Origin of the sequence: Pseudomonas putida, from assembly GCF_002025705.1 — a bacterium.
In the GTDB taxonomy this organism is placed as follows: Bacteria; Pseudomonadota; Gammaproteobacteria; order Pseudomonadales; family Pseudomonadaceae; genus Aquipseudomonas; species Aquipseudomonas putida_J.
The window spans coordinates 4,479,408-4,496,603 of the sequence record NZ_CP018846.1 but is presented as its reverse complement, the minus strand read 5'-3'; the positions used below and the strand labels follow the sequence as shown (position 1 = coordinate 4,496,603).

The 17,196-nt window shown below is 59.9% G+C and carries 26 protein-coding genes; 18 read left to right on the top strand and 8 right to left on the bottom strand.

Going from position 1 to position 17,196, the window contains the following annotated elements:
- Nucleotides 1-2: 2 nt before the first annotated feature.
- Nucleotides 3-782 (bottom strand): DUF2786 domain-containing protein, encoded by a 780-nt coding sequence (locus tag BUQ73_RS20390; RefSeq protein WP_079229433.1) that lies wholly within the window; start codon nt 780-782, stop codon nt 3-5.
- Between the two features lie 134 nt (nt 783-916).
- On the opposite strand from BUQ73_RS20390, the gene BUQ73_RS20385 reads away from it, so the two are divergent.
- The 3 genes from BUQ73_RS20385 (at nt 917) to BUQ73_RS20375 (ending at nt 2,266) form a co-directional block, all read left to right on the top strand.
- Nucleotides 917-1,096 carry a hypothetical protein gene (locus BUQ73_RS20385; protein ID WP_079229432.1) on the top strand — a complete coding sequence of 60 codons (180 nt, stop codon included), beginning with the start codon at nt 917-919 and terminating at the stop codon, nt 1,094-1,096.
- Between the two features lie 102 nt (nt 1,097-1,198).
- Nucleotides 1,199-1,582, top strand: coding sequence for a hypothetical protein (locus tag BUQ73_RS20380; protein ID WP_152031587.1), 384 nt, complete (start codon nt 1,199-1,201; stop codon nt 1,580-1,582).
- Between the two features lie 102 nt (nt 1,583-1,684).
- Complete coding sequence (locus tag BUQ73_RS20375; RefSeq protein ID WP_079229430.1) at nt 1,685-2,266, top strand: hypothetical protein; 582 nt, start codon at nt 1,685-1,687, stop codon at nt 2,264-2,266.
- A gap of 4 nt (nt 2,267-2,270) precedes the next feature.
- On the opposite strand, the gene BUQ73_RS20370 is transcribed toward BUQ73_RS20375, so the two are convergent.
- The 5 genes from BUQ73_RS20370 to BUQ73_RS20350 form a co-directional block, all read right to left on the bottom strand.
- On the bottom strand, nt 2,271-2,579 hold the full coding sequence (locus tag BUQ73_RS20370; protein ID WP_079229429.1) for a hypothetical protein: 309 nt from the start codon (nt 2,577-2,579) through the stop codon (nt 2,271-2,273).
- Nucleotides 2,580-2,660: 81 nt separating this feature from the next.
- On the bottom strand, nt 2,661-3,203 hold the full coding sequence (locus BUQ73_RS20365; RefSeq protein ID WP_079229428.1) for a hypothetical protein: 543 nt from the start codon (nt 3,201-3,203) through the stop codon (nt 2,661-2,663).
- A complete protein-coding gene (locus BUQ73_RS20360) occupies nt 3,200-3,469 on the bottom strand; it encodes a hypothetical protein (RefSeq protein WP_079229427.1) in 270 nt (89 codons plus the stop codon). The genes BUQ73_RS20365 and BUQ73_RS20360 overlap by 4 nt, the downstream gene beginning before the upstream one ends.
- 19 nt (nt 3,470-3,488) lie before the next feature.
- Nucleotides 3,489-3,872, bottom strand: coding sequence for a helix-turn-helix domain-containing protein (locus BUQ73_RS20355; protein ID WP_049587761.1), 384 nt, complete (start codon nt 3,870-3,872; stop codon nt 3,489-3,491).
- Between the two features lie 541 nt (nt 3,873-4,413).
- Nucleotides 4,414-5,121, bottom strand: coding sequence for an XRE family transcriptional regulator (locus BUQ73_RS20350; RefSeq protein WP_237772722.1), 708 nt, complete (start codon nt 5,119-5,121; stop codon nt 4,414-4,416).
- Between the two features lie 95 nt (nt 5,122-5,216).
- Between BUQ73_RS20350 and BUQ73_RS20345 the strand changes: the two genes are divergently transcribed.
- A complete protein-coding gene (locus BUQ73_RS20345; protein WP_079229426.1) occupies nt 5,217-5,453 on the top strand; it encodes a transcriptional regulator in 237 nt (78 codons plus the stop codon).
- A gap of 128 nt (nt 5,454-5,581) precedes the next feature.
- Here BUQ73_RS20345 and BUQ73_RS20340 read toward each other — a convergent pair whose 3' ends face one another.
- Nucleotides 5,582-5,815, bottom strand: coding sequence for a hypothetical protein (locus tag BUQ73_RS20340; RefSeq protein ID WP_079229425.1), 234 nt, complete (start codon nt 5,813-5,815; stop codon nt 5,582-5,584).
- Nucleotides 5,816-5,999: 184 nt separating this feature from the next.
- Here BUQ73_RS20340 and BUQ73_RS20335 point away from each other — a divergent pair, with 184 nt between their 5' ends.
- From BUQ73_RS20335 to BUQ73_RS20305, 7 genes are read left to right on the top strand one after another with little or no spacing between them, the layout of a single operon-like run.
- A complete protein-coding gene (locus BUQ73_RS20335) occupies nt 6,000-6,809 on the top strand; it encodes a replication protein (RefSeq protein WP_237772721.1) in 810 nt (269 codons plus the stop codon).
- Nucleotides 6,799-7,611 (top strand): ATP-binding protein, encoded by an 813-nt coding sequence (locus tag BUQ73_RS20330; protein ID WP_079229423.1) that lies wholly within the window; start codon nt 6,799-6,801, stop codon nt 7,609-7,611. The genes BUQ73_RS20335 and BUQ73_RS20330 overlap by 11 nt, the downstream gene beginning before the upstream one ends.
- Before the next feature lie 2 nt (nt 7,612-7,613).
- Nucleotides 7,614-7,910 carry a DUF1364 domain-containing protein gene (locus BUQ73_RS20325; protein WP_079229422.1) on the top strand — a complete coding sequence of 99 codons (297 nt, stop codon included), beginning with the start codon at nt 7,614-7,616 and terminating at the stop codon, nt 7,908-7,910.
- The gene (locus BUQ73_RS20320; RefSeq protein ID WP_079229421.1) at nt 7,907-8,335 is read left to right on the top strand and encodes a VRR-NUC domain-containing protein; all 429 of its coding nucleotides are present in this window, start codon (nt 7,907-7,909) and stop codon (nt 8,333-8,335) included. Before BUQ73_RS20325 ends, BUQ73_RS20320 begins: the two co-directional genes overlap by 4 nt.
- Complete coding sequence (locus tag BUQ73_RS20315; protein ID WP_079229420.1) at nt 8,332-9,618, top strand: tyrosine-type recombinase/integrase; 1,287 nt, start codon at nt 8,332-8,334, stop codon at nt 9,616-9,618. Before BUQ73_RS20320 ends, BUQ73_RS20315 begins: the two co-directional genes overlap by 4 nt.
- Entirely contained in the window at nt 9,615-9,935 is a 321-nt protein-coding gene (locus tag BUQ73_RS28755) for a hypothetical protein (protein ID WP_079229419.1), read from the top strand. The genes BUQ73_RS20315 and BUQ73_RS28755 overlap by 4 nt, the downstream gene beginning before the upstream one ends.
- 11 nt (nt 9,936-9,946) lie before the next feature.
- Nucleotides 9,947-10,336: an antiterminator Q family protein gene (locus BUQ73_RS20305; protein ID WP_019471606.1), complete on the top strand. Its 390-nt coding sequence runs from the start codon at nt 9,947-9,949 to the stop codon at nt 10,334-10,336.
- 103 nt (nt 10,337-10,439) lie between these two features.
- Here BUQ73_RS20305 and BUQ73_RS20300 read toward each other — a convergent pair whose 3' ends face one another.
- Nucleotides 10,440-10,682, bottom strand: coding sequence for a hypothetical protein (locus BUQ73_RS20300; protein ID WP_079229418.1), 243 nt, complete (start codon nt 10,680-10,682; stop codon nt 10,440-10,442).
- Between the two features lie 244 nt (nt 10,683-10,926).
- Here BUQ73_RS20300 and BUQ73_RS20295 point away from each other — a divergent pair, with 244 nt between their 5' ends.
- From BUQ73_RS20295 to BUQ73_RS20260, 7 genes are all read left to right on the top strand, one after another.
- The gene (locus tag BUQ73_RS20295; protein WP_392524948.1) at nt 10,927-11,241 is read left to right on the top strand and encodes a phage holin, lambda family; all 315 of its coding nucleotides are present in this window, start codon (nt 10,927-10,929) and stop codon (nt 11,239-11,241) included.
- Complete coding sequence (locus tag BUQ73_RS20290; RefSeq protein ID WP_079229416.1) at nt 11,241-11,576, top strand: HNH endonuclease; 336 nt, start codon at nt 11,241-11,243, stop codon at nt 11,574-11,576. The genes BUQ73_RS20295 and BUQ73_RS20290 overlap by 1 nt, the downstream gene beginning before the upstream one ends.
- A gap of 165 nt (nt 11,577-11,741) precedes the next feature.
- A complete protein-coding gene (locus tag BUQ73_RS20285) occupies nt 11,742-12,242 on the top strand; it encodes a terminase small subunit (protein ID WP_079229415.1) in 501 nt (166 codons plus the stop codon).
- Between the two features lie 3 nt (nt 12,243-12,245).
- A complete protein-coding gene (locus BUQ73_RS20280) occupies nt 12,246-13,922 on the top strand; it encodes a terminase large subunit (protein WP_079229414.1) in 1,677 nt (558 codons plus the stop codon).
- Nucleotides 13,923-14,127: 205 nt separating this feature from the next.
- The gene (locus BUQ73_RS20270; protein WP_079229412.1) at nt 14,128-15,339 is read left to right on the top strand and encodes a phage portal protein; all 1,212 of its coding nucleotides are present in this window, start codon (nt 14,128-14,130) and stop codon (nt 15,337-15,339) included.
- On the top strand, nt 15,317-15,991 hold the full coding sequence (locus BUQ73_RS20265; RefSeq protein WP_079229411.1) for an HK97 family phage prohead protease: 675 nt from the start codon (nt 15,317-15,319) through the stop codon (nt 15,989-15,991). The genes BUQ73_RS20270 and BUQ73_RS20265 overlap by 23 nt, the downstream gene beginning before the upstream one ends.
- A complete protein-coding gene (locus BUQ73_RS20260; RefSeq protein WP_079229410.1) occupies nt 15,981-17,183 on the top strand; it encodes a phage major capsid protein in 1,203 nt (400 codons plus the stop codon). Before BUQ73_RS20265 ends, BUQ73_RS20260 begins: the two co-directional genes overlap by 11 nt.
- The last annotated feature ends 13 nt before the right edge of the window (nt 17,184-17,196 follow it).

Genomic DNA, 17,196 nt, shown 5'->3' with positions numbered 1-17,196 from the left:
TCTCACGCGCCAGTCAGTTGCAGCTGTGTTTCTGCGCCTGTAGCCAGGCCGGGATTCAATTTGACCTTCTGACCGGCAAGCATCCCTGCAATCTGGGCGGCCATGTCGAGTTCAATCGGGCGAGCCTTGCGTTGCTTGCCGATCTCCTTGCCGGCCAGGTACTGCTCAATCAGTGCATTGTCCTGGCTCTCCACGGCGACGAGGTCGCGACCATTGGAGCGCTGTTCTAGGGCCTGATCTTCCTCGCCGCGAGGCACCAGCTCATGGATCTTGCCGTGCACCACTGAAACCCACGCGATTGCGAAGTGGTCGCCGGCAGTCTCTGGCGAGTAGGCGCTGCGGCTCTTGCCGCATCGTACCCGTGCCACATAGTCGCGCCGGGCCTGCGTCAGCTTGGCAAGCAGGGTTTCGTAGGCGTACATCGCGATCTGGGGTGCTGGTGTGACGCCGACAAACAAGGCCCGCTCCACCATGCGCCCGGAGGTGTCGCACCAGTGGCGATACGAGAGAGGTCGGCAACCAAACACTCTGGCCACGATCCCGCTAAGCTGCCGATCCCAGGTTGGCCGGCGGTTCGCCCTGGACTTCTCCGACTGCACCTCGTCCACATCGCTCAGGCGCACATCCAGCTCGGTGAGTCGATACTCGCGCATCAGCGCTTGGGCCTGGCGCATTGCCGTGGCCGCCTCGTTCTCGTTCGAGCTTTTGGACAGGGCCAGGCAGCGCTTTATCTTGCGGATGACCCGCTCGAGCTTGCTCTCGTCGTGCTGTTGTTCGGTCATGTTGTGATCCTTGCGTGCAGGCGCCGCCCTCGCCGGGGAGGCGTTATCGTTGAATAGGGGTAGGCGCCGCAGTTGGCGCGCGCTGTTCTGGTGAGCTATCAATTCATGGCTGACTCGACCTGGTGGAGGTCGCCATGACACTGAAAAGCGATAGCGAGGCCCTTGCCTCGATCGAGGAAGAAGCACAGGCGATGCTGAAAAAGATCGGCCTGCCGGATGACCACCTGAAGAAGGAACTGGTCATCGGCCTGCGCCAGATCATTGCGATTGCGCGCTACCGGAAAGGCCTTGGCGCCGACCCGGTCGTTGAATAGGGGAAGGCGCTGGCGGGCAGCGCCGGAGGGTCAGGCTGCGCGAACCTAAGCAGCGGAGCTATAGTTCTACGGTTCGCTATCACTTAGGTTGGGAGAGCACAAATGCGGCCTTTGCTGATTTCAATCATTGCACTGCTTGTTACTGGCTGTGCTGAACTGACATCGCCGCAGCCATTTTCAGATGTTGTGCCTATGGGGCTTGACACCTTCATGCTCACGAAAGAAGACCAGTTCAAAACCTCTGGTAGTGCTGTTAAAGCTGATCTTTACCGGAGGGCCAATGCCTTTTGCGAGTCCAGGGGAAAGCAGCTAATGCCGGTGAGAGACCAATCCCGGGATGGTGTTCCGGGCTCCGGCAGCAACAGATACGTCAATAGCATCCCTGCAAATGCAGAAATACAGTTCCGCTGCCTTGACTCAAGCGATCCGGAGTTGACTCGCCCGACAATGAAGTCTGTACCTGACGTGCAGATCAACACCGAGTGAGCGCCGCCCTCCGTGGCCGGATGCGGCATGGTGGATATTTGTTTGGAGGTGGGTTATACGATTGCCCGGCGCCTGGCCGGTAACGCAAAGTGAGCTAACGAATTGAGCCTAGAGAACATTCTTCCAGTGACGGTGGTCGCAGCCTTCACGATTTTCATTGCGAAGGAGACCATCGAGTATTTTAAACGTCGGAACGAGCGAAGCCGAAAAGTTACCGCCTACAAGCAGCTGATTTTGGAGGAGCTTCGGAAGAATGCCTGGACCATCTCCTCTCTAAAGGACATGTGTAAGCTGATTGGCGATCCTGGCTTCACTGGGATTTCGTACTACAAATCATCTGCGGGTAGCGAGAAGATTCGTTTCCACAATAAGACGCTACCGGAGTCCAATCCTCTGTGGCCAGTGCATACAGCGGTCTTTGAAAAGCTGTACGTAGGCCTTGCCGAGACCGACAAAGATCTGTTCACTGCCGTCAGTGCGGTATATGAAAAGCTTGCAGAGGCGAAGCATGTCCGAGACCACTTCATCAACTTCTCAGAGGACGAAGAAATCAAGCACTTCGTCACGGGGCTGCATTCATACGGCACTAAACGCCTGGACGAGTGCGAGCATGCCATGGACGCCTTGTGTCGCCGTATCACTGGCGGACCTTTGTCAGAGCAGAAGCTGAGATCTTACGTATAAGCTCTCACTCTGGCATTGGCCGATTTGCCTCGCGCAGATATGCAAGTTCAAGCTTCCGCGCCACAGCCTGCGATACCGTGATTTCGTGGCGCGGAGGTGTCAGAAGCGGCAGCGCACCGCCTGGGCCCAAGCTATGCAGGTGATGAATCATCAGCGTCATCGCCTCGCCCTGTTCCTCGATCCCGGCCCACTCCATCAGCTCCAGCAGGGCCTGTTTAGTCCTTGGTCGAACCTTCAAGCGCAGGTCTTCTTCCTGCAGGCGTTCGGCCTTCTCGCGCCGGCGCCGGTCGCGCTCCGCCTGGTCCATCGCCATTTCCGATACCTCCCAAGCCGCTGGGCGGCAGATTGATGTGCTGCTGGCGCCGGCCGTGCCGGACGCGTGCGGTGATGCGTTTCATGACCTGCGTTTCGCTCGTTTCTCAGCGGTGGTCGGGAAGTTGATATCGAACTCCCGAACGATTCGGCCGAGCTGTTTGTAGGAAATTTCGAGAGCCCGGACCACGTCCGCCCTGGTCATGCCTACATTGCGATAGGCGATGATTCGTTCGGCCTTTTCCCTGTCTTCGACGGGGTCGCTGAGCTTCTTGCCGTAGTTGCTCATGCCGTAATTCGGGTCGCGCTTGAACTTGAACTGTCCTCGCGATGCCGCCCGGACGAGAGCTGATTGGGAAAGGCCGGTATGGGCCATGGCCTCTTTGTAGGTCATGGTCTTAGCCAGCTCACGGATCTCGTCCAGCCGTTGCTGTCGAACAGACACTTGCTTTTCGGCTGCCGCGCTTACTTCAACGGGCGCCGTTTCGCGGCGCGGCCTAGGCGGCACATAACCCGCGCCTGGCAGCACTTCAACAGCGCCTCCGCTGCCGAAGAAGCTCTCAATGCTCGCATTAAGCTGGGCCAGCACTGCCTCGCGCTGATCCGAGGTCGTTGGACTGTTCACTGCAATGCTCCTCCCTTGCTCGCTGCGCCTGCCTCCATCGCATCCACGAACCGCAGCGCGGCCCGGTAGCTGAAGGCGAAGCCCTGGACGGCGCCGGTAGCGATCTCGACCACATCCCACGTGCCGGCTTTACCAGAAGCCTGGTAGCGCGGAGCGGGCTGGCCGACCTTGGCGTGCGCCTCGGCCCTCACTGACTTGCTGCGTTCGAGCAGGGCCGCGAGCACGGCAAGCTTCTGCTCGAAGGCAGGATGCATAGCTGTCTGCATGGGTTGATCCTCGGTTGGGTCAGGCGTGGTATTCGAAGGCCTCGGCCTTGCGAACGATTCGAACTTGGGCGGTGCGGCGCTCCGGCGCGCGGCGGTCACGGCGCATAGGGTCGCTGTCGTCTATCACTGCATGCATGGCGATGAGGCTGGCGAGCAGGATGCAGAGCGGGCTGATGATCTGGCGGCGCATTGCCTCGGCGACCATCGCGGCGCGCCGGGCAACCTTTAGCTTCAGCATTGCGTCACCGATGCGTTTCTCTACGCCGCTCTCGCTGATGCCGAAGTGTTTGGCGATTTCCTTGGTGGTGAAGCCCTGGGCTACTTCCAACAGGCATTGCAGTTCGCGAGGCGCCAGGCCTCGGCCGAGATGGCCTATCCATGCGCCGATAGTGATCGTGTCCATGATTGATCTCGGGGGATGATTTCCCGTCTGGCCCTGTCGCCAAGGCCAGCCAGTGAAATCAGATGTTGCGTGCGGGGCTACGCCTTAACCCGCTTCCCGATATTGCCTACGGTTTTGGTGGGTAGCGCCCCGTAGAGGCCCACCGATGCCCAGCTATCACCTCAAGCTGGCTTGGTCCTGCGCCGCGACCCGCTACTGGCGTCAGTTGCGCGGCAATCTTCTGGTTGTTCCTCCAGCCGCGGGCCTTTCGGCTTGTTCTCCCGCTGGATAACTGCATTGGCGCTTTACGCTGCACGCCCGGGGCAGTTGCCACCCCTCTGGACCGTTGAGGCCTGTCCATCGCTGCCTTCGTTGCTGGCCGGTGTCTATCCGGCGATGAGGCAAATCTACAACCGAAAGTTGGAGTTAGCAAGTGTAAAAGTTGTAGGTGATCGAATTTTCTATGCATTTTTGCAACGCCATGGGGCGTAAGTTGTTATTTCGGAAACAAAAAATCCCGCCTTTTGAGCGGGATTTCTTGGAGGTCGAAAAATTTCTTGAGTCAGCGAGCGTACATGCCCCACCAGAATACATGCCCAAGGATCACGATTTGCTCATCCGCCATCTGCTCGAAGCTGTAGTCCTCGTCGGGGTGCTCGTCACGGTTGAAGCTGCGCAGGCGGATGCCTTTAGGCAAACGATAAAGTTGTTTGATGCGAAGCAGGCCGTTGTGGTTTAGGGCATACAAATCACCATCGATGATGTCGGTGATGGAGTTCTTGGCTGTGTTCACCCCCACGGTGGCCCCGTCGCGCAGTACCGGCAACATGCTGTTGCCGCGCACGGTGAAGCACGTGGCTTGATTGAATTGAACCCCATTGTGGCGGAGGTTGCGCTTGCCGAAACGAAGAGGCGCCGTGCGCCCGTCTTCGGTGGCTACTCTTCCCGATCCGGCGGAAAGCTCGATCTCTCGGAGGAGTGGAACCTCGGTCTCATCATCACGTAAAGGGGTGTCCTCATCCCAGGTATCGATGTCGACAAGGCCCGGGGATTGCTCCACCTCTTCGCCGACAAGAAAGCTAACCGTAGTGCCGAGGATCGACGCGATATCGTGCAGCTTGGAGTTCCGAGGTGTTGACTTTCCAGACTCCCATTTCTGGACAGCCTGAGCTGTCAGCCCGAGACGCCGCCCCAGCTCTGACTGGTTCAGGCCGGCCTGTTCCCGCTTTTGCGCTATGCGCTCACCAATACTCTTCATGGTGTCAATCATACAAACATTGGTTGTAGCTGTAATTGCGAATATAGGTTGTAGCCCTGCGCATAATCGGGGTAACCTTTGGTTGTAGTTGTAACTTTGAGGTGGGTATGACCCAGACAGCAATTCAGAAGGCTGCATCCGCCGCTGGCGGTCAGTCGGCGCTTGCTCGATCTCTCAAGGTTACGCCCCAGGCAGTGCAGAAGATGTGCGCTACCGGGCGCGTGCCTGCCGAGCGGGTGCTGGATATCGAGAGGCTTACCGGGGTTCATCGTTCAGAGCTTCGGCCTGACATCTACCCAGACATGCCTGCGGTATCCGGTGGCAACGAGACGAAGTATGCGTGACCTGGCCCTGAGCGAGTAGTGATCTGAACCAGCTGTGAATTTAACCAGTAGGAGAAAGCAGATGGACAAGCAGTATCCAGTGGACAGCGGTGTAGATGAAAAGCTCGCCTACCTCGCCGCCCAGATTTCTACCGCTGAACTTTATCAATGCCGCGAAGCAGCGAGTCCAGAGCGGCTTGGTGAACCCCAAGGTCGCCTCCTTGCCACTTCGGTTCTTTCGGCATCGCTGCCATCAGGCGGTCCGCATCAGCTCGAAATTCGTCAATGTTCAGGTTCGGATTCATTGCAACAGCTTTCCCGAGCAGTTGCATTGCCGCCAGAACGCCAATTTCAAACGGAGTGACCACTTTCTCATCGCTCATGTCCGGTCTCCTTGGACCTTATTGTGTGGAAGCAAAAAGCTACCACGGATGCACCGGACACTCATAACGCCCGAATTGTGGGCGAAAAAAAACCGCCTGGCAGGGCGGCTTTCTCTACAGCATTTGAACGGGTTTAAGCATGACAAACATCGTCCCACTTGACAAGTCCAGGGGGTTCACCCGGATGGACAACCAGCTCATGGATGGCCTGCTGGCTATCGATCTCCCGGCCCGGGAGATGAAGATTGTGCTGTACGTGGCCAAGGCCACCATCAACTTCGGGGCGGGCGCTCAGCGCATCCCGGCTACCGACATTGCGAAAGCCATCCACGCTCACCCTGACACCGTATCCAAGGCGATTTCGAGTCTGCTGCGTCGTCGCGTGCTGTTCCGTGAAGGCGGTGCACGGGGTGACATCGGCGTGAATGACCCGAAGGACTGGATCTACGTTGATCCGAAACAGACCAAAACAGCCGACTCGGCTGAGGTGATCCGAATCGGCGAAGAGTCGAAACAGACCAAAACCGCCGAGTCCCTTCTTTATTCTAAGAATCTAACCCCCTATGTATTTCTTCCTTCGGAAGAAAATACATGCCCCCCCAGCGATGAGCAGCCGGCTCCGGCCAACGCTGACCGCAAAGCACCGTTCGGGAAGGCCTCCATGTTGGCCGACAACCCTCACGGCCTGGACGAGTCGCTGATTACTGACTACCTGGTTGTCCGAAAGGCCGCCAAAGCCCCGGTGACTGCCCGTATCTGGTCCGCCCTGAACACCAAGCTGGAGCAGTGCAAAGCATTCGGTATCCAGCCAGCCCAAGCTCTGGAAGTCGCCGTCGAGAACGGCTGGCGCGGCTTCGAAGTGGAATGGGTCACCAAGCGCATCGGCGCCCAGTTGCCGACCCAGGTCAAACCTCACAGCCGTCATCACGGCTTCAACGAACGCGACTACACCGCCGGCCTGTCCGAGCGTGAGGACGGCACCTATGCGATCTGAATCGGTGATCACCATGTCCGAGGTGAAAAACGCCGCTGGTTTTCGTATCCAGCCAGCGGACTGTGAGCATCACGGTCCCTTCGAGCAGCGGGTGACCATGCTCATGGGGCGCGAGATTGTTGGTCGCTGCCCTGAGTGCGAGAAGGCCGCGATTTCCGAGCGGCAGGCCAAGCAGCAGGCTGAGGAAACCCGCCTGAAGCGCGAGGCCATGACCCGAAAGCTGGGGGCGGCGCTGATCCCGAAGCGTTTCGCCGAGCGCACCCTGGCCAACTACCGCGTTGAGCACGAAGGCCAGCGCAAGGCCCTGGCCTACTGCACGCGCTACGTGGCCGCGTTCGAGGAGATCGAGCGCACCGGGCGTTGCCTGATGCTGCTGGGCAAGGTCGGCACTGGCAAGACCCACCTGGGTGCCGGCATGGCCAACGAGCTGATGCGCAACACCTCGGCCACCGCCGTCTACCGCACGGTGGGCGCGATCCTGCAGTCCATCCGCGCGACGTACGACCGCCACAGCGAGCAGTCCGAGGCCGACATCCTGTCCAGCCTGATCGAGCCATCGCTGCTGGTGCTGGACGAGGTCGGCGTCAGCAAGGAGCAGCCGAGCGAATTCGAGCTTACCACCCTGTTTTCGATCATCAACGGGCGCTACGAGCAGATGCGCCCCACGGTGGTGATTTCCAACCTGGAGCCAGCCCAGCTGCGGCACGCCATGGGCGAGCGGTGTTACGACCGCCTGCGCGAGGGCGGCGGGGTGGTTGTGCCTTTCGAGTGGGAATCTCACCGTGGCAAGGAGGAGTTCTGACCATGCGGCAAACCAAGCTGACCAAGGCCGCACGCGGCCGGGAATGCCAGGTACGTATTCCGGGAGTGTGCAACGGCAACCCCGATACCACCGTCTTGGCGCACTACCGGCTGGCCGGAACCTGCGGCGTCGGCAAAAAACCACACGATCTGCAAGGCGCCTGGTCCTGCAGTGCGTGCCACGATGCGTGTGACGGCCGCAGCCGTGACGTTGATCGCGCCACCGCTCGCCAGTATCACGCCGAGGGCGTGATGCGCACCCAGGCGCTGCTGCTCGACGAGGGGGTGCTGGTCGCATGAATGCTCCCGCCCTTCGTCCGTTCAAGGCCAAAGCTGCACGTGCCAAGCCCGTCGACCGGGAAGGGCAGGAGCAGGCCGCGCTGATGCAGGAGCTGCAGATGCGCTACCCGCAGGCCTACAAGCTGATCTACCACGTCCCGAACGGCGGTCACCGGGTCAAGGCTGTGGCCGCCAAGCTGAAGGGGCAGGGCGTCAAGGCTGGTGTTCCCGACCTAGTGCTGCCGATGGCGCGTGGCGGCTACTTCGGTCTGTACATCGAGTTCAAGGCCAGGCCGCCGTTTGACGCCCCTGTGTCACCCAGTCAGGACGCTTTCCTGCAGGCGCTGCTCAGTCAGGGATACTTGGCCATCGTGTGCCGGGGCAGCATCGACGCTGTCGAAGCCATTCGCGCCTACTTGCTGCAGCCTGTGACGGTGGCTGCATGACGGTCGTGGTCGCGCTTTCCGATGCCGAGCTGCGCCGCCGGGCGGATGATCTGGACGTCGTGCTGTTGCGCGATCCGCGTCACCCCGGGCTGTACCTGCGCTTCACCGAGGATCGCCCGCGCGGCACCTGGTACCTGGTCGTGCGCAAGCAGTGGAACAAGATCGGCACCTACCCGGACCAGTCGGCCAAGGTGGTGCTGGCCTCGCTGCCGGAGGTCCGCCAGCGCCTGCTGAGCGAAGGCAAGGCAGCTGTCTCGGGCTGGCAGACGGTTGGCGAGCTGCTGGAGTGGTTTGCTGATCGCGTGGAGCGCACCCGCAACCTGTCGAAGAGCCGGCGGGCCACGGCCAAGTCGGCCATTGCCTGCCACCTGCTGCCGCGTATCGGCGGCCTGCCCCTCGCCGATGTGAGCCATAGCACCCTGGACAACCAACTGGTCTGGCCGATGCAGGAGCAGCTGTCGCTCGAGTACGTGCGCCTGGTGTTCGGCCTGTTGATCGACGCCTTCCGCAAGGCCGCTGCCTTGGGCTTGGTTGCCCGCAACCCCATGGTTGGGATCAAGTTCAGCGACTTCACCAAGGCCAAGATCAAGGCCCGCCCGGCACGCCTGCGCGGGGTGCAGATCGAATACCTGCTGAGCCAGCTGGCCGAGGTGATCGCCGACGAGCCCGCCGACGCCATGCTGGCCCTGCTGATGCTGTGCCACGGCAACCGCCTGGGCGAGACCCGCCAGGCCCAATGGCCGCACATCGCCCTGGCCATCCGCAACTGGCACCTGCCGGCGGAGAACACGAAGACCCGCGCCGAGCACTCGCTGCCACTGACTGAGCAGGTGTGCGCGCTGCTGACCTGGTACCGCGAGTCCCAGCGCGCCAAGGGCTACACCGGCCAGTACCTGTTCCCGGGCAAGAGCGGCAAGTGCCTGAGCGAGAAGCAGGCCTCGGAGGTCTTCACCCGCCTGGGCCAGGGTGAGTGGACCAGCCACGACCTGCGCAAGCTGGCCAGGACCTGCTGGGCAGAGCAGGGCATCGACTTCCTGATCGGCGAGCTGCTGATCAACCACGCCATGGGCCACAACGTCCAGGCCTACATCCAGACCACGGCCGAGGAGCGCAAGCGCGCCGCCCTGGAGCAGTGGCATGCGTTTCTAGACAGCAAGGGTTTCGACCTTATTCACGGGTTGAAGGAGGGTAGAAACGCAATTTCGGGTAAATGCCCGGAGGCCAAGCAGCGCGGGGCCTGCGGCGTGATTCAGGAATCAACCATAAGCGAGGATTCGAAGTGACAAGGAAGAGCCATGGCCCTGCCTTCAAGAAGGCTGCGATCAAGTTGGCTCAGTGCCCTTTGTGCCGTGGGAGAGCGATCACTCAGGGTGTGTTTCACGAACTGCCATGCGGCCACTGCCATGCCTCGGGCTTTGTGGCGGCTGCAACCGGCGAGGCTCTGGCCCTGGATGTACTGGTGACTCAGCTAAGCATGAGGCTTCGGGCAGCGCTCAGGCAGATCGAGCAGTTGAAGAACCCTCAGGCATCCGGGCCTGAGGCGACATATCAAGGAAGCAACCAGCGCGGCGCTGGCGGCACCAACTACACCGGGGATTGAGGGGGAAGGACATGAAGAAACGAACCTACGTAGACAAGGCCCTTGGTGATACAGCGTACATGCTCGAGCAATGGGGCTGGTGGCGGATGGATGGCATGGGCGTGCCTCAGTATGTCTGTCCGCTGTATGCGCTTATGAAGGAGCACGCTCCAGCGGAAGGAGGGCTCAAGCAGTATGTGATCACGGACGACCTAGCACTTGCGGTTGACGGCGCCGTAGCCAGGCTGAATAAACGAAACCCTCAGATGGGCGGCTTCGTATGGCTGTACTTCGGTGCTAAGTGGCCGGCGCTACGGATCGCTCGCGAGCACAAGATGGGCGAAGCGAAGGCGCGCGAGCTGATCAACACCGGGGTGGCCTGGATTGACTGCGCTTTGGAACAACTGCGAGAGGCTGCATAAAAAGCTTTCCGCGCGGATAAACACCTGTTTTCATAGCAGCGTGTCCAGCTTGCAAGCAACGCGACACAGAGAAACCCCGGCCAGTTAGCCGGGGTTTTTGCATTTACGCCTTGCCGTATTGCTTGTCTAGCCAAGCGTTCAAATCGTCGCGCTTATGGGGCGCGCTCCCTGGAGCATGCTCTAGCTTATGCGCCACAAGGCTCCGGTTCTCATCGTTTTGTTTGTAGTTTCGAGTCTTCAGGTATTGCTCAATGAAATACTCGACCTCCCACTCTTCGGACATCGATACATAAATGCGGTCAATCTTTCCGCGATATTTTTTGTTGTCGTCGCTTTTCCAAACCACGGTGAACACCTTTTCATAGGTGGCGAATTGCCACGCTTTTTGATACCACCATTTAACGATTGGATCTACTCATCGAAGGTCGTCTAGTTCGATGAAGCCATTCCAATATCACCTCATTCCAAGCCTCGGCATCTGCCGGGGCTTTTTCGTTCTCGGCTCCACCACAACCATCGCCCCGAGATGGGTGTGCTGTTGGGGCCTAACCTATTCCGCTCCCCAAAAGGGAGGAATCGAGATGCCGAACATGCCCGAGAAGGATCCTGGCCTGTGGGCCGCTGTGCTCGCCTGGGTGCTGGCTCACCAGCCTCAGCTGTACACCGGTGGTATCGCCGCTGCCGTGGCTATGTGTCGCGTCATCTACGGTGGTGGTCGAGGCCGCAAGGTCGTGCTTGAGGGCACTATCTGTGGCCTGATCGCCATCAGCCTGCTGCCGGTGCTGGAGTACTTCGCACTGCCGCCCAACCTATCGGTCTTCGCTGGCTGCCTGGTGGGATTCATCGGGGTGGAGAAGCTGCGTGAGTACTCCGACAGGTTCATGAGCAAGAAGGTTGAAGGCTGATGGCCAGGCTCAAGACGCTTGGCTCGCGCATCAAGGAGAGCGCCGGCTCCCGGGTTAAGGTCGTCACACCTGGCAGCTGGAGGAGCGGCATGACCAGCTCCCAGCGCGGCTATGACTACCGATGGCAGAAGGCGCGAGAGCAGTACCTGCGCGACAACCCGCTGTGCGCCTACTGCGCCCGGCAAGGGCGAACGGCAGCGGCCAGTGTCGTCGACCACATCGTGGCGCACCGAGGTGACAAGGATCTCTTCTGGGATCAGGCCAACTGGCAGCCTCTCTGCAAGCCCTGTCACGACTCGGTCAAGCAGGCCGAAGAGGCAGCTGGAATCTTATAGCGCCATAAGAATCTTATTTTTCTAAGGAAAAAAGCACGGCGAAGGCTCCAGATTGAAAAATCGGGTCATGGGCAGGGGGGCGGTCAAAATATAGCCATTCTCACTTAGCTAGACCGCCACCGACCCCACGTGCACATTTTTCTCCCCCCCTGAAGGTTTTTGTTAATGGTGTTAACAGACAAACAACGACAGTTTGTTGACGCTAAGGCCCGAGGTGCGTCCAACAAAGAAGCAGCGGAGGCCGCAGGCAGCAAGGCTTCGACCGCTGCTGCGGCAGGGTCGCGCTGGGCCAATGATCCGAAGATTGCGGCAGCCATCCTGGCTCGCAAAGCTGAGCTCAGTGTTAACCCTGAGCCGAAGAAACGAAGCAGGAAGCCGCAAGCTGACGAGGCCTCCAGCGACCCCGTGGAGGTAAACGAGGCCGACGGCGAGTTCCTCAGTTGCCTGCCCTCAACCCAGGATCCTCTGGAGTGGTTACTGGCCTTGATGAACGAACCGCGAGCGAAGGTCTTCGACCGGCGCAACGCTGCGCAGACTGCCGTGCCATACATCCATGGAAAAAGGGCGGAGGCCGGCAAGAAAGAGCAGAAAGCCGAAGCGGCCAAAGAGGCCGGGAAGGGCAAGTACTCCCAGAGCAAACCGCCTCTCACTGTCGTCAAGGGATAAGACATGCTTTGGACCACGGCCTGCCCGGACTGGTGGCAGCGCCTGGCTGCCGGCGAGTCGATCATTCCCGAGCCGCTTTTTCCCCGGGAAGCGGAAGAAAGTCTTGAAGTATTCAAGGGGCTTCGCATCGTCGATGCTCCAGGCAGCCCGACCATTGAGAGCGCGTGTGCTCCGTGGGTGCTCGCTTTTGCAGGGGCGGTATTCGGCAGTTACAACTGCGAAACTGGCGAGCGCCTGATTCGGGAGTTCATGCTTTGCATCCCGAAGAAGAACAGCAAGTCCACCATCGCTGCTGCCATCATGGTGACCGCGCTGGTGCGCAACTGGCGGAAGTCGGCCGAGTTCATCATCCTCGCGCCGACCAAGGAGATTGCAGACAACGCCTTCGTTCCCGCGAAGGACATGGTCAACAACGACGAAGAGTTGAAGGCCTTGCTGCATGTGCAGCCGCACCTGCGACTGATCACGCACCTTGAGACCGGCGCCACGCTTAAGGTGGTTGCAGCAGATAGTGATACGGTCGGCGGTAAAAAGGCCGTCGGTGTGCTGATCGATGAGACCTGGCTCTTTGGCAAGAACCCGAAAGCAGCGGACATGATCCGCGAGGCAACGGGGGGGCTGCTGTCGCGGCCAGAAGGATTCATCATCTGGCTGACCACCCAGTCGAACGAACCGCCGGCAGGCGTGTTCCGCTCCAAGCTGAACTACGCCCGCGGCGTGCGAGACGGCCGGATCAATGACAACCGCTTCCTGGCGGTTATCTACGAATTCCCGAAGGAGATGATCGACAGCGGGGAGGCCCGGAAGCCTGAGAACTTCAGGCTGGTCAACCCGAACATGGACTACTCGGTCGACCGGCCAACGCTGGAGCGCCTGTTTATGCAGGCGGAGATCGACGGTGAAGCGGAAGTGCGTGGCTTCCTGGCCAAGCATCTCAACATCGAGATCGGCCTAGCGCTGATGTCTGATAGCTGGGTTGGTGCATCGTACTGGGAGGCTCAGGTCAGGCCCGGGCTCACACTCGACCGAATGTTCGAGCTGTGTGATGTCATCGCGGTTGGTGGGGATGGCGGCGGTCTGGACGACTTGCTTGGGCTTGCCGCTGTGGGTCGGATGCGGGATTCGCGAACCTGGCTGCACTGGGCGCACGCCTGGGCCCATCCATCTGTGCTTGAGAGGCGGAAGTCGGAAGCCCCCAGGCTGCTCGATCTTCAGGCTACGGGCGACCTCACCATTGTGGATCGCATCGGTGACGATGTTGAGCAGCTTGCTGCGGTCGTTGCGCGAATTCACCAAGCCGGATTGCTGGACAAGGTAGGGCTCGATCCTGCGGGCATTGGTGCAGTGTTAGACGCCTTGGCCGAGGCGGGCGTTCCGGAAGACAAGGTCATCGGCATCTCCCAGGGGTGGAAGCTCACGGGGGCGATTAAAACCACCGAGCGGCGCCTTGCAGATGGGTCTCTCCAGCACTGCGGTCAGCCTCTCATGGCTTGGGCGTGCGGCAATGCCAAGGGCGTTCCCTCTGCGAATGCGTTCTTGATTACCAAGCAGGCTTCCGGCACCGCGAAAATTGACCCACTGATGGCCACATTCAACGCCGTGTCATTGATGGCGTTGAATCCACAACCCGAGAAAACGCTCTCGGACCACATCATGAAGCACGGAATCAGATCTCTATGACCACTGAGCAAGAGGCGCCTCGCGATGACGGGGCGTCGGCCCTTGATCGCCTTCGCGAAAGCCTGCCGGACCTGGTTGGAATGGTCGGCTTCGGGTTGCTGGCCCGAGGTCTGTGGGTGGGCTTTGGAGAGGCCGTGTCGCTTTCTGTCTGCGGGGTGATCCTGATGGCTCTGTCCGCTTACGCAATCATTCGAGGGGGTAGCTGATGCTTCGCGCTCTCCTTGGAAGAAAGAGCAATCCGCTGACCATCGACACTTCGGAAAAGTTGGCACAGGCGCTCGGGTCTGGCTACGAGACGGCATCCGGCCAGAAGGTCACGACTACAACCGCCCTGCAGCAGCTAGTAGTTTTCAACTGCGTGCGCGTGCTTTCCGAGTCGATAGGCATGCTTCCATGCCGGCTGATGAAGCAGACGGAAAAGGTAAGACTGCCGGCGACTGGTCATCGGCTGTATCCGCTTCTGTCCATGGCCCCTAACGGTTACATGACCGCCCAGGAATTCTGGGAAATGCTGGTGGCGTGCCTGTGCTTGCGCGGCAACTTCTACGCCTACAAGGTCGAGGCTCTCGGCAATGTAGTCGAGCTTCTGCCGCTCAACCCTGACATTGTCCAGCCGAAGCTGAACGACGATTGGTCGGTTGAGTACAAAGTCGACTTCAAGACTGGGCAGAAAACTCTTTCACAGAAAGAAATCTGGCATGTGCGGCTGTTCACGCTGGACGGGCTGCACGGTTTGAATCCTATCGCTTATGCGCGGCAGACGCTCGGTCTGGGGCAGGCGATGGATGCCCATGCAGGGAAGCTTTTCACCAACGGCGCGGTAACCAGCGGAGTTCTGCGTACCGAGCAGACCCTCACCGATGAGGCATTCGGTCGGCTTAAGGAAGAGTTCCAAGGCGAGCACATGGGTGTGGCAAATGCCTACAAACCCATGATCTTGGAGATGGGGCTGGATTGGAAGCCGATCAGCCTGAATGCCCAGGACACGCAGTTCATCGAGTCGAAGCGCATGACGGAAGCGCAGATCTGCGGGCTCTTCCGTGTTCCGCCGCACCTGGTGGCGAACATGGACAAGATGACGCTCAACAACGTTGAGCAAATGGGCATGAACTTCGTGAACTACTCACTAGTGCCGATCATCACGCGCATCGAGCACCGGGTGCAGGTCGGTTTGCTCAACGACAAAGACCGACTCACCCACTACGCCAAATTCAACGCCGGCGCCCTGATGCGCGGCGACCTCAAGGGACGCTACGAAGCATACGCGAAGGGTATTCAGTGGAGCATTTTGTGCCCCAACGAGTGCCGAGATCTTGAGGACATGAACCCGCGAGAAGGCGGCGATGTGTATCTGACTCCTTTGAACATGACCACCAAACCAGAGGCTGCCGACGATGCAGACAAAACAGCGCCTTGATCGCCCGCTGACCATCAAGTCGGTCAGCGAGACAGGCGAATTCGAAGGCTATGGCTCCGTGTTTGGCGTCGAAGACAGCTACGGCGACGTAGTTGTCCGGGGTGCCTTCGAGGCCAGCCTCGCCAAGTGGAAAGAGAAGGGCCGTCTGCCGGCGATGCTCTGGCAGCACAACATGAGCGAGCCAATCGGCATCTACACCGAGATGCGCGAGGACGACGTGGGCCTGTTCTTCAGGGGGCGATTGCTCATCGAAGACGATCCTCTTGCCAAGCGCGCCCATGCTCACATGAAGGCCGGCAGCCTGACCGGCACGTCCATCGGCTACATGCTGGACGACTACGAGTACGACAAGGAAAAGGGCGTCTGGATTCTGAAACAGATCGACCTTTGGGAGTTGTCCCTGGTCACCTTCCCGGCCAACGACGAGGCCCGGATCACCGATGTGAAATCTCTGCTGGCCCGCGGCGAAACCCCGCCGCCCAGCAAAGTGGAGCGAGCCCTGCGAGAGGTAGGGTTTTCTGGCTCCCAAGCCAAGGCCTTTATGGCTAAGGGCTATGGCGCAGTTTCACCGCGAGAGGCGGGTGCCGACGCATCACTCAATCACTTGAAATCCCTTATTGACCGCATTGAAGGAGCCTCTCATGGCCGTTGAAGAAAAAGACATCAAAGAAGTCGCCGATGCCCTGGGCAAGAAGTTCGACGAATTCAAGGAAAAGAATGACAAGCGCATCGAAGGCCTGGAGGCCGAGAAAGGCAAACTCTCCGGCCAGGTAGACACGCTGAACGAGAAGCTGGGTGAGCTTGACGAGCTCAAGTCAGCTCTCGAGAAGGAACTGGCCGATCTGAAGCGACCTGATGGCTCCGGAACCAAGGCCGCGAGCGAGCACAAGACCGCCTTCATGCAGTTCGTTCGCAAAGGCGTCGATACCGGCCTGGGCGACCTGCAGGCCAAGGCGCTCCAGATCGGCAGCGACGCCGACGGTGGCTACGCGGTGCCGGAGGAGCTGGACCGCAACATCATCGAGCTGCTGAAGGACACCTCTCCCATGCGTCAGGTGTGCAATCAGATCACCGTCGGCTCGCCTGACTACAAGCGCTTGGTCAGCCTGGGCGGCGCCGGTTCTGGCTGGGTCGGCGAAATCGATCCGCGTCCAGCAACTGGCACTCCTACCCTCGGGCAGATTTCGGCTTTCATGGGAGAGCTCTACGCCAACCCTCAAGCCACTCAGACAAGCCTGGACGACATCTTCTTCAACGCCGAAGGCTGGCTGGGGGATGAGGTCGCCCGCGAGTTCTCGGAGAAGGAGGGAAGCGCTTTCACCCTCGGCAACGGCTCGAACAAGCCGAAAGGCTATCTGGCTTACGACCTGACCACCGAGACCGATAAAGTCCGAGCGTTCGGGAAGCTACAGAAGCTGATCTCTGGTGTCGCTGGTGGGCTGACCGCCGACAACCTGATCGACCTGGTGCACGCGCTGAAGGCCGGCTATCGGGCGAACGCTCGTTTCATGATGTCGAACCTCACGGTCTCCTACGTGCGCAAGCTCAAGGACGAGCGTGGCGACTACATTTGGCAACCCGGCTTGACCCTTGGCCAGCCGTCCACGTTGCTCAGCTACGGCATCGTTGAGAACGAGGACATGCCAGAGCGGGCTGCTGACGCGAATGCGGTGTCCTTCGGCGACTTCAAGCGCGGTTACACCATCGTCGATCGCATCGGCACCCGGGTGCTGCGTGATCCGTACACCAACAAGCCGAACGTGGGCTTTTACACCACCAAGCGCGTCGGCGGCATGCTCGTCGACTCCCAGGCGATCAAGGTTCTGACCCTGAGCGCTGCCTGATCGGGCGGGCGCC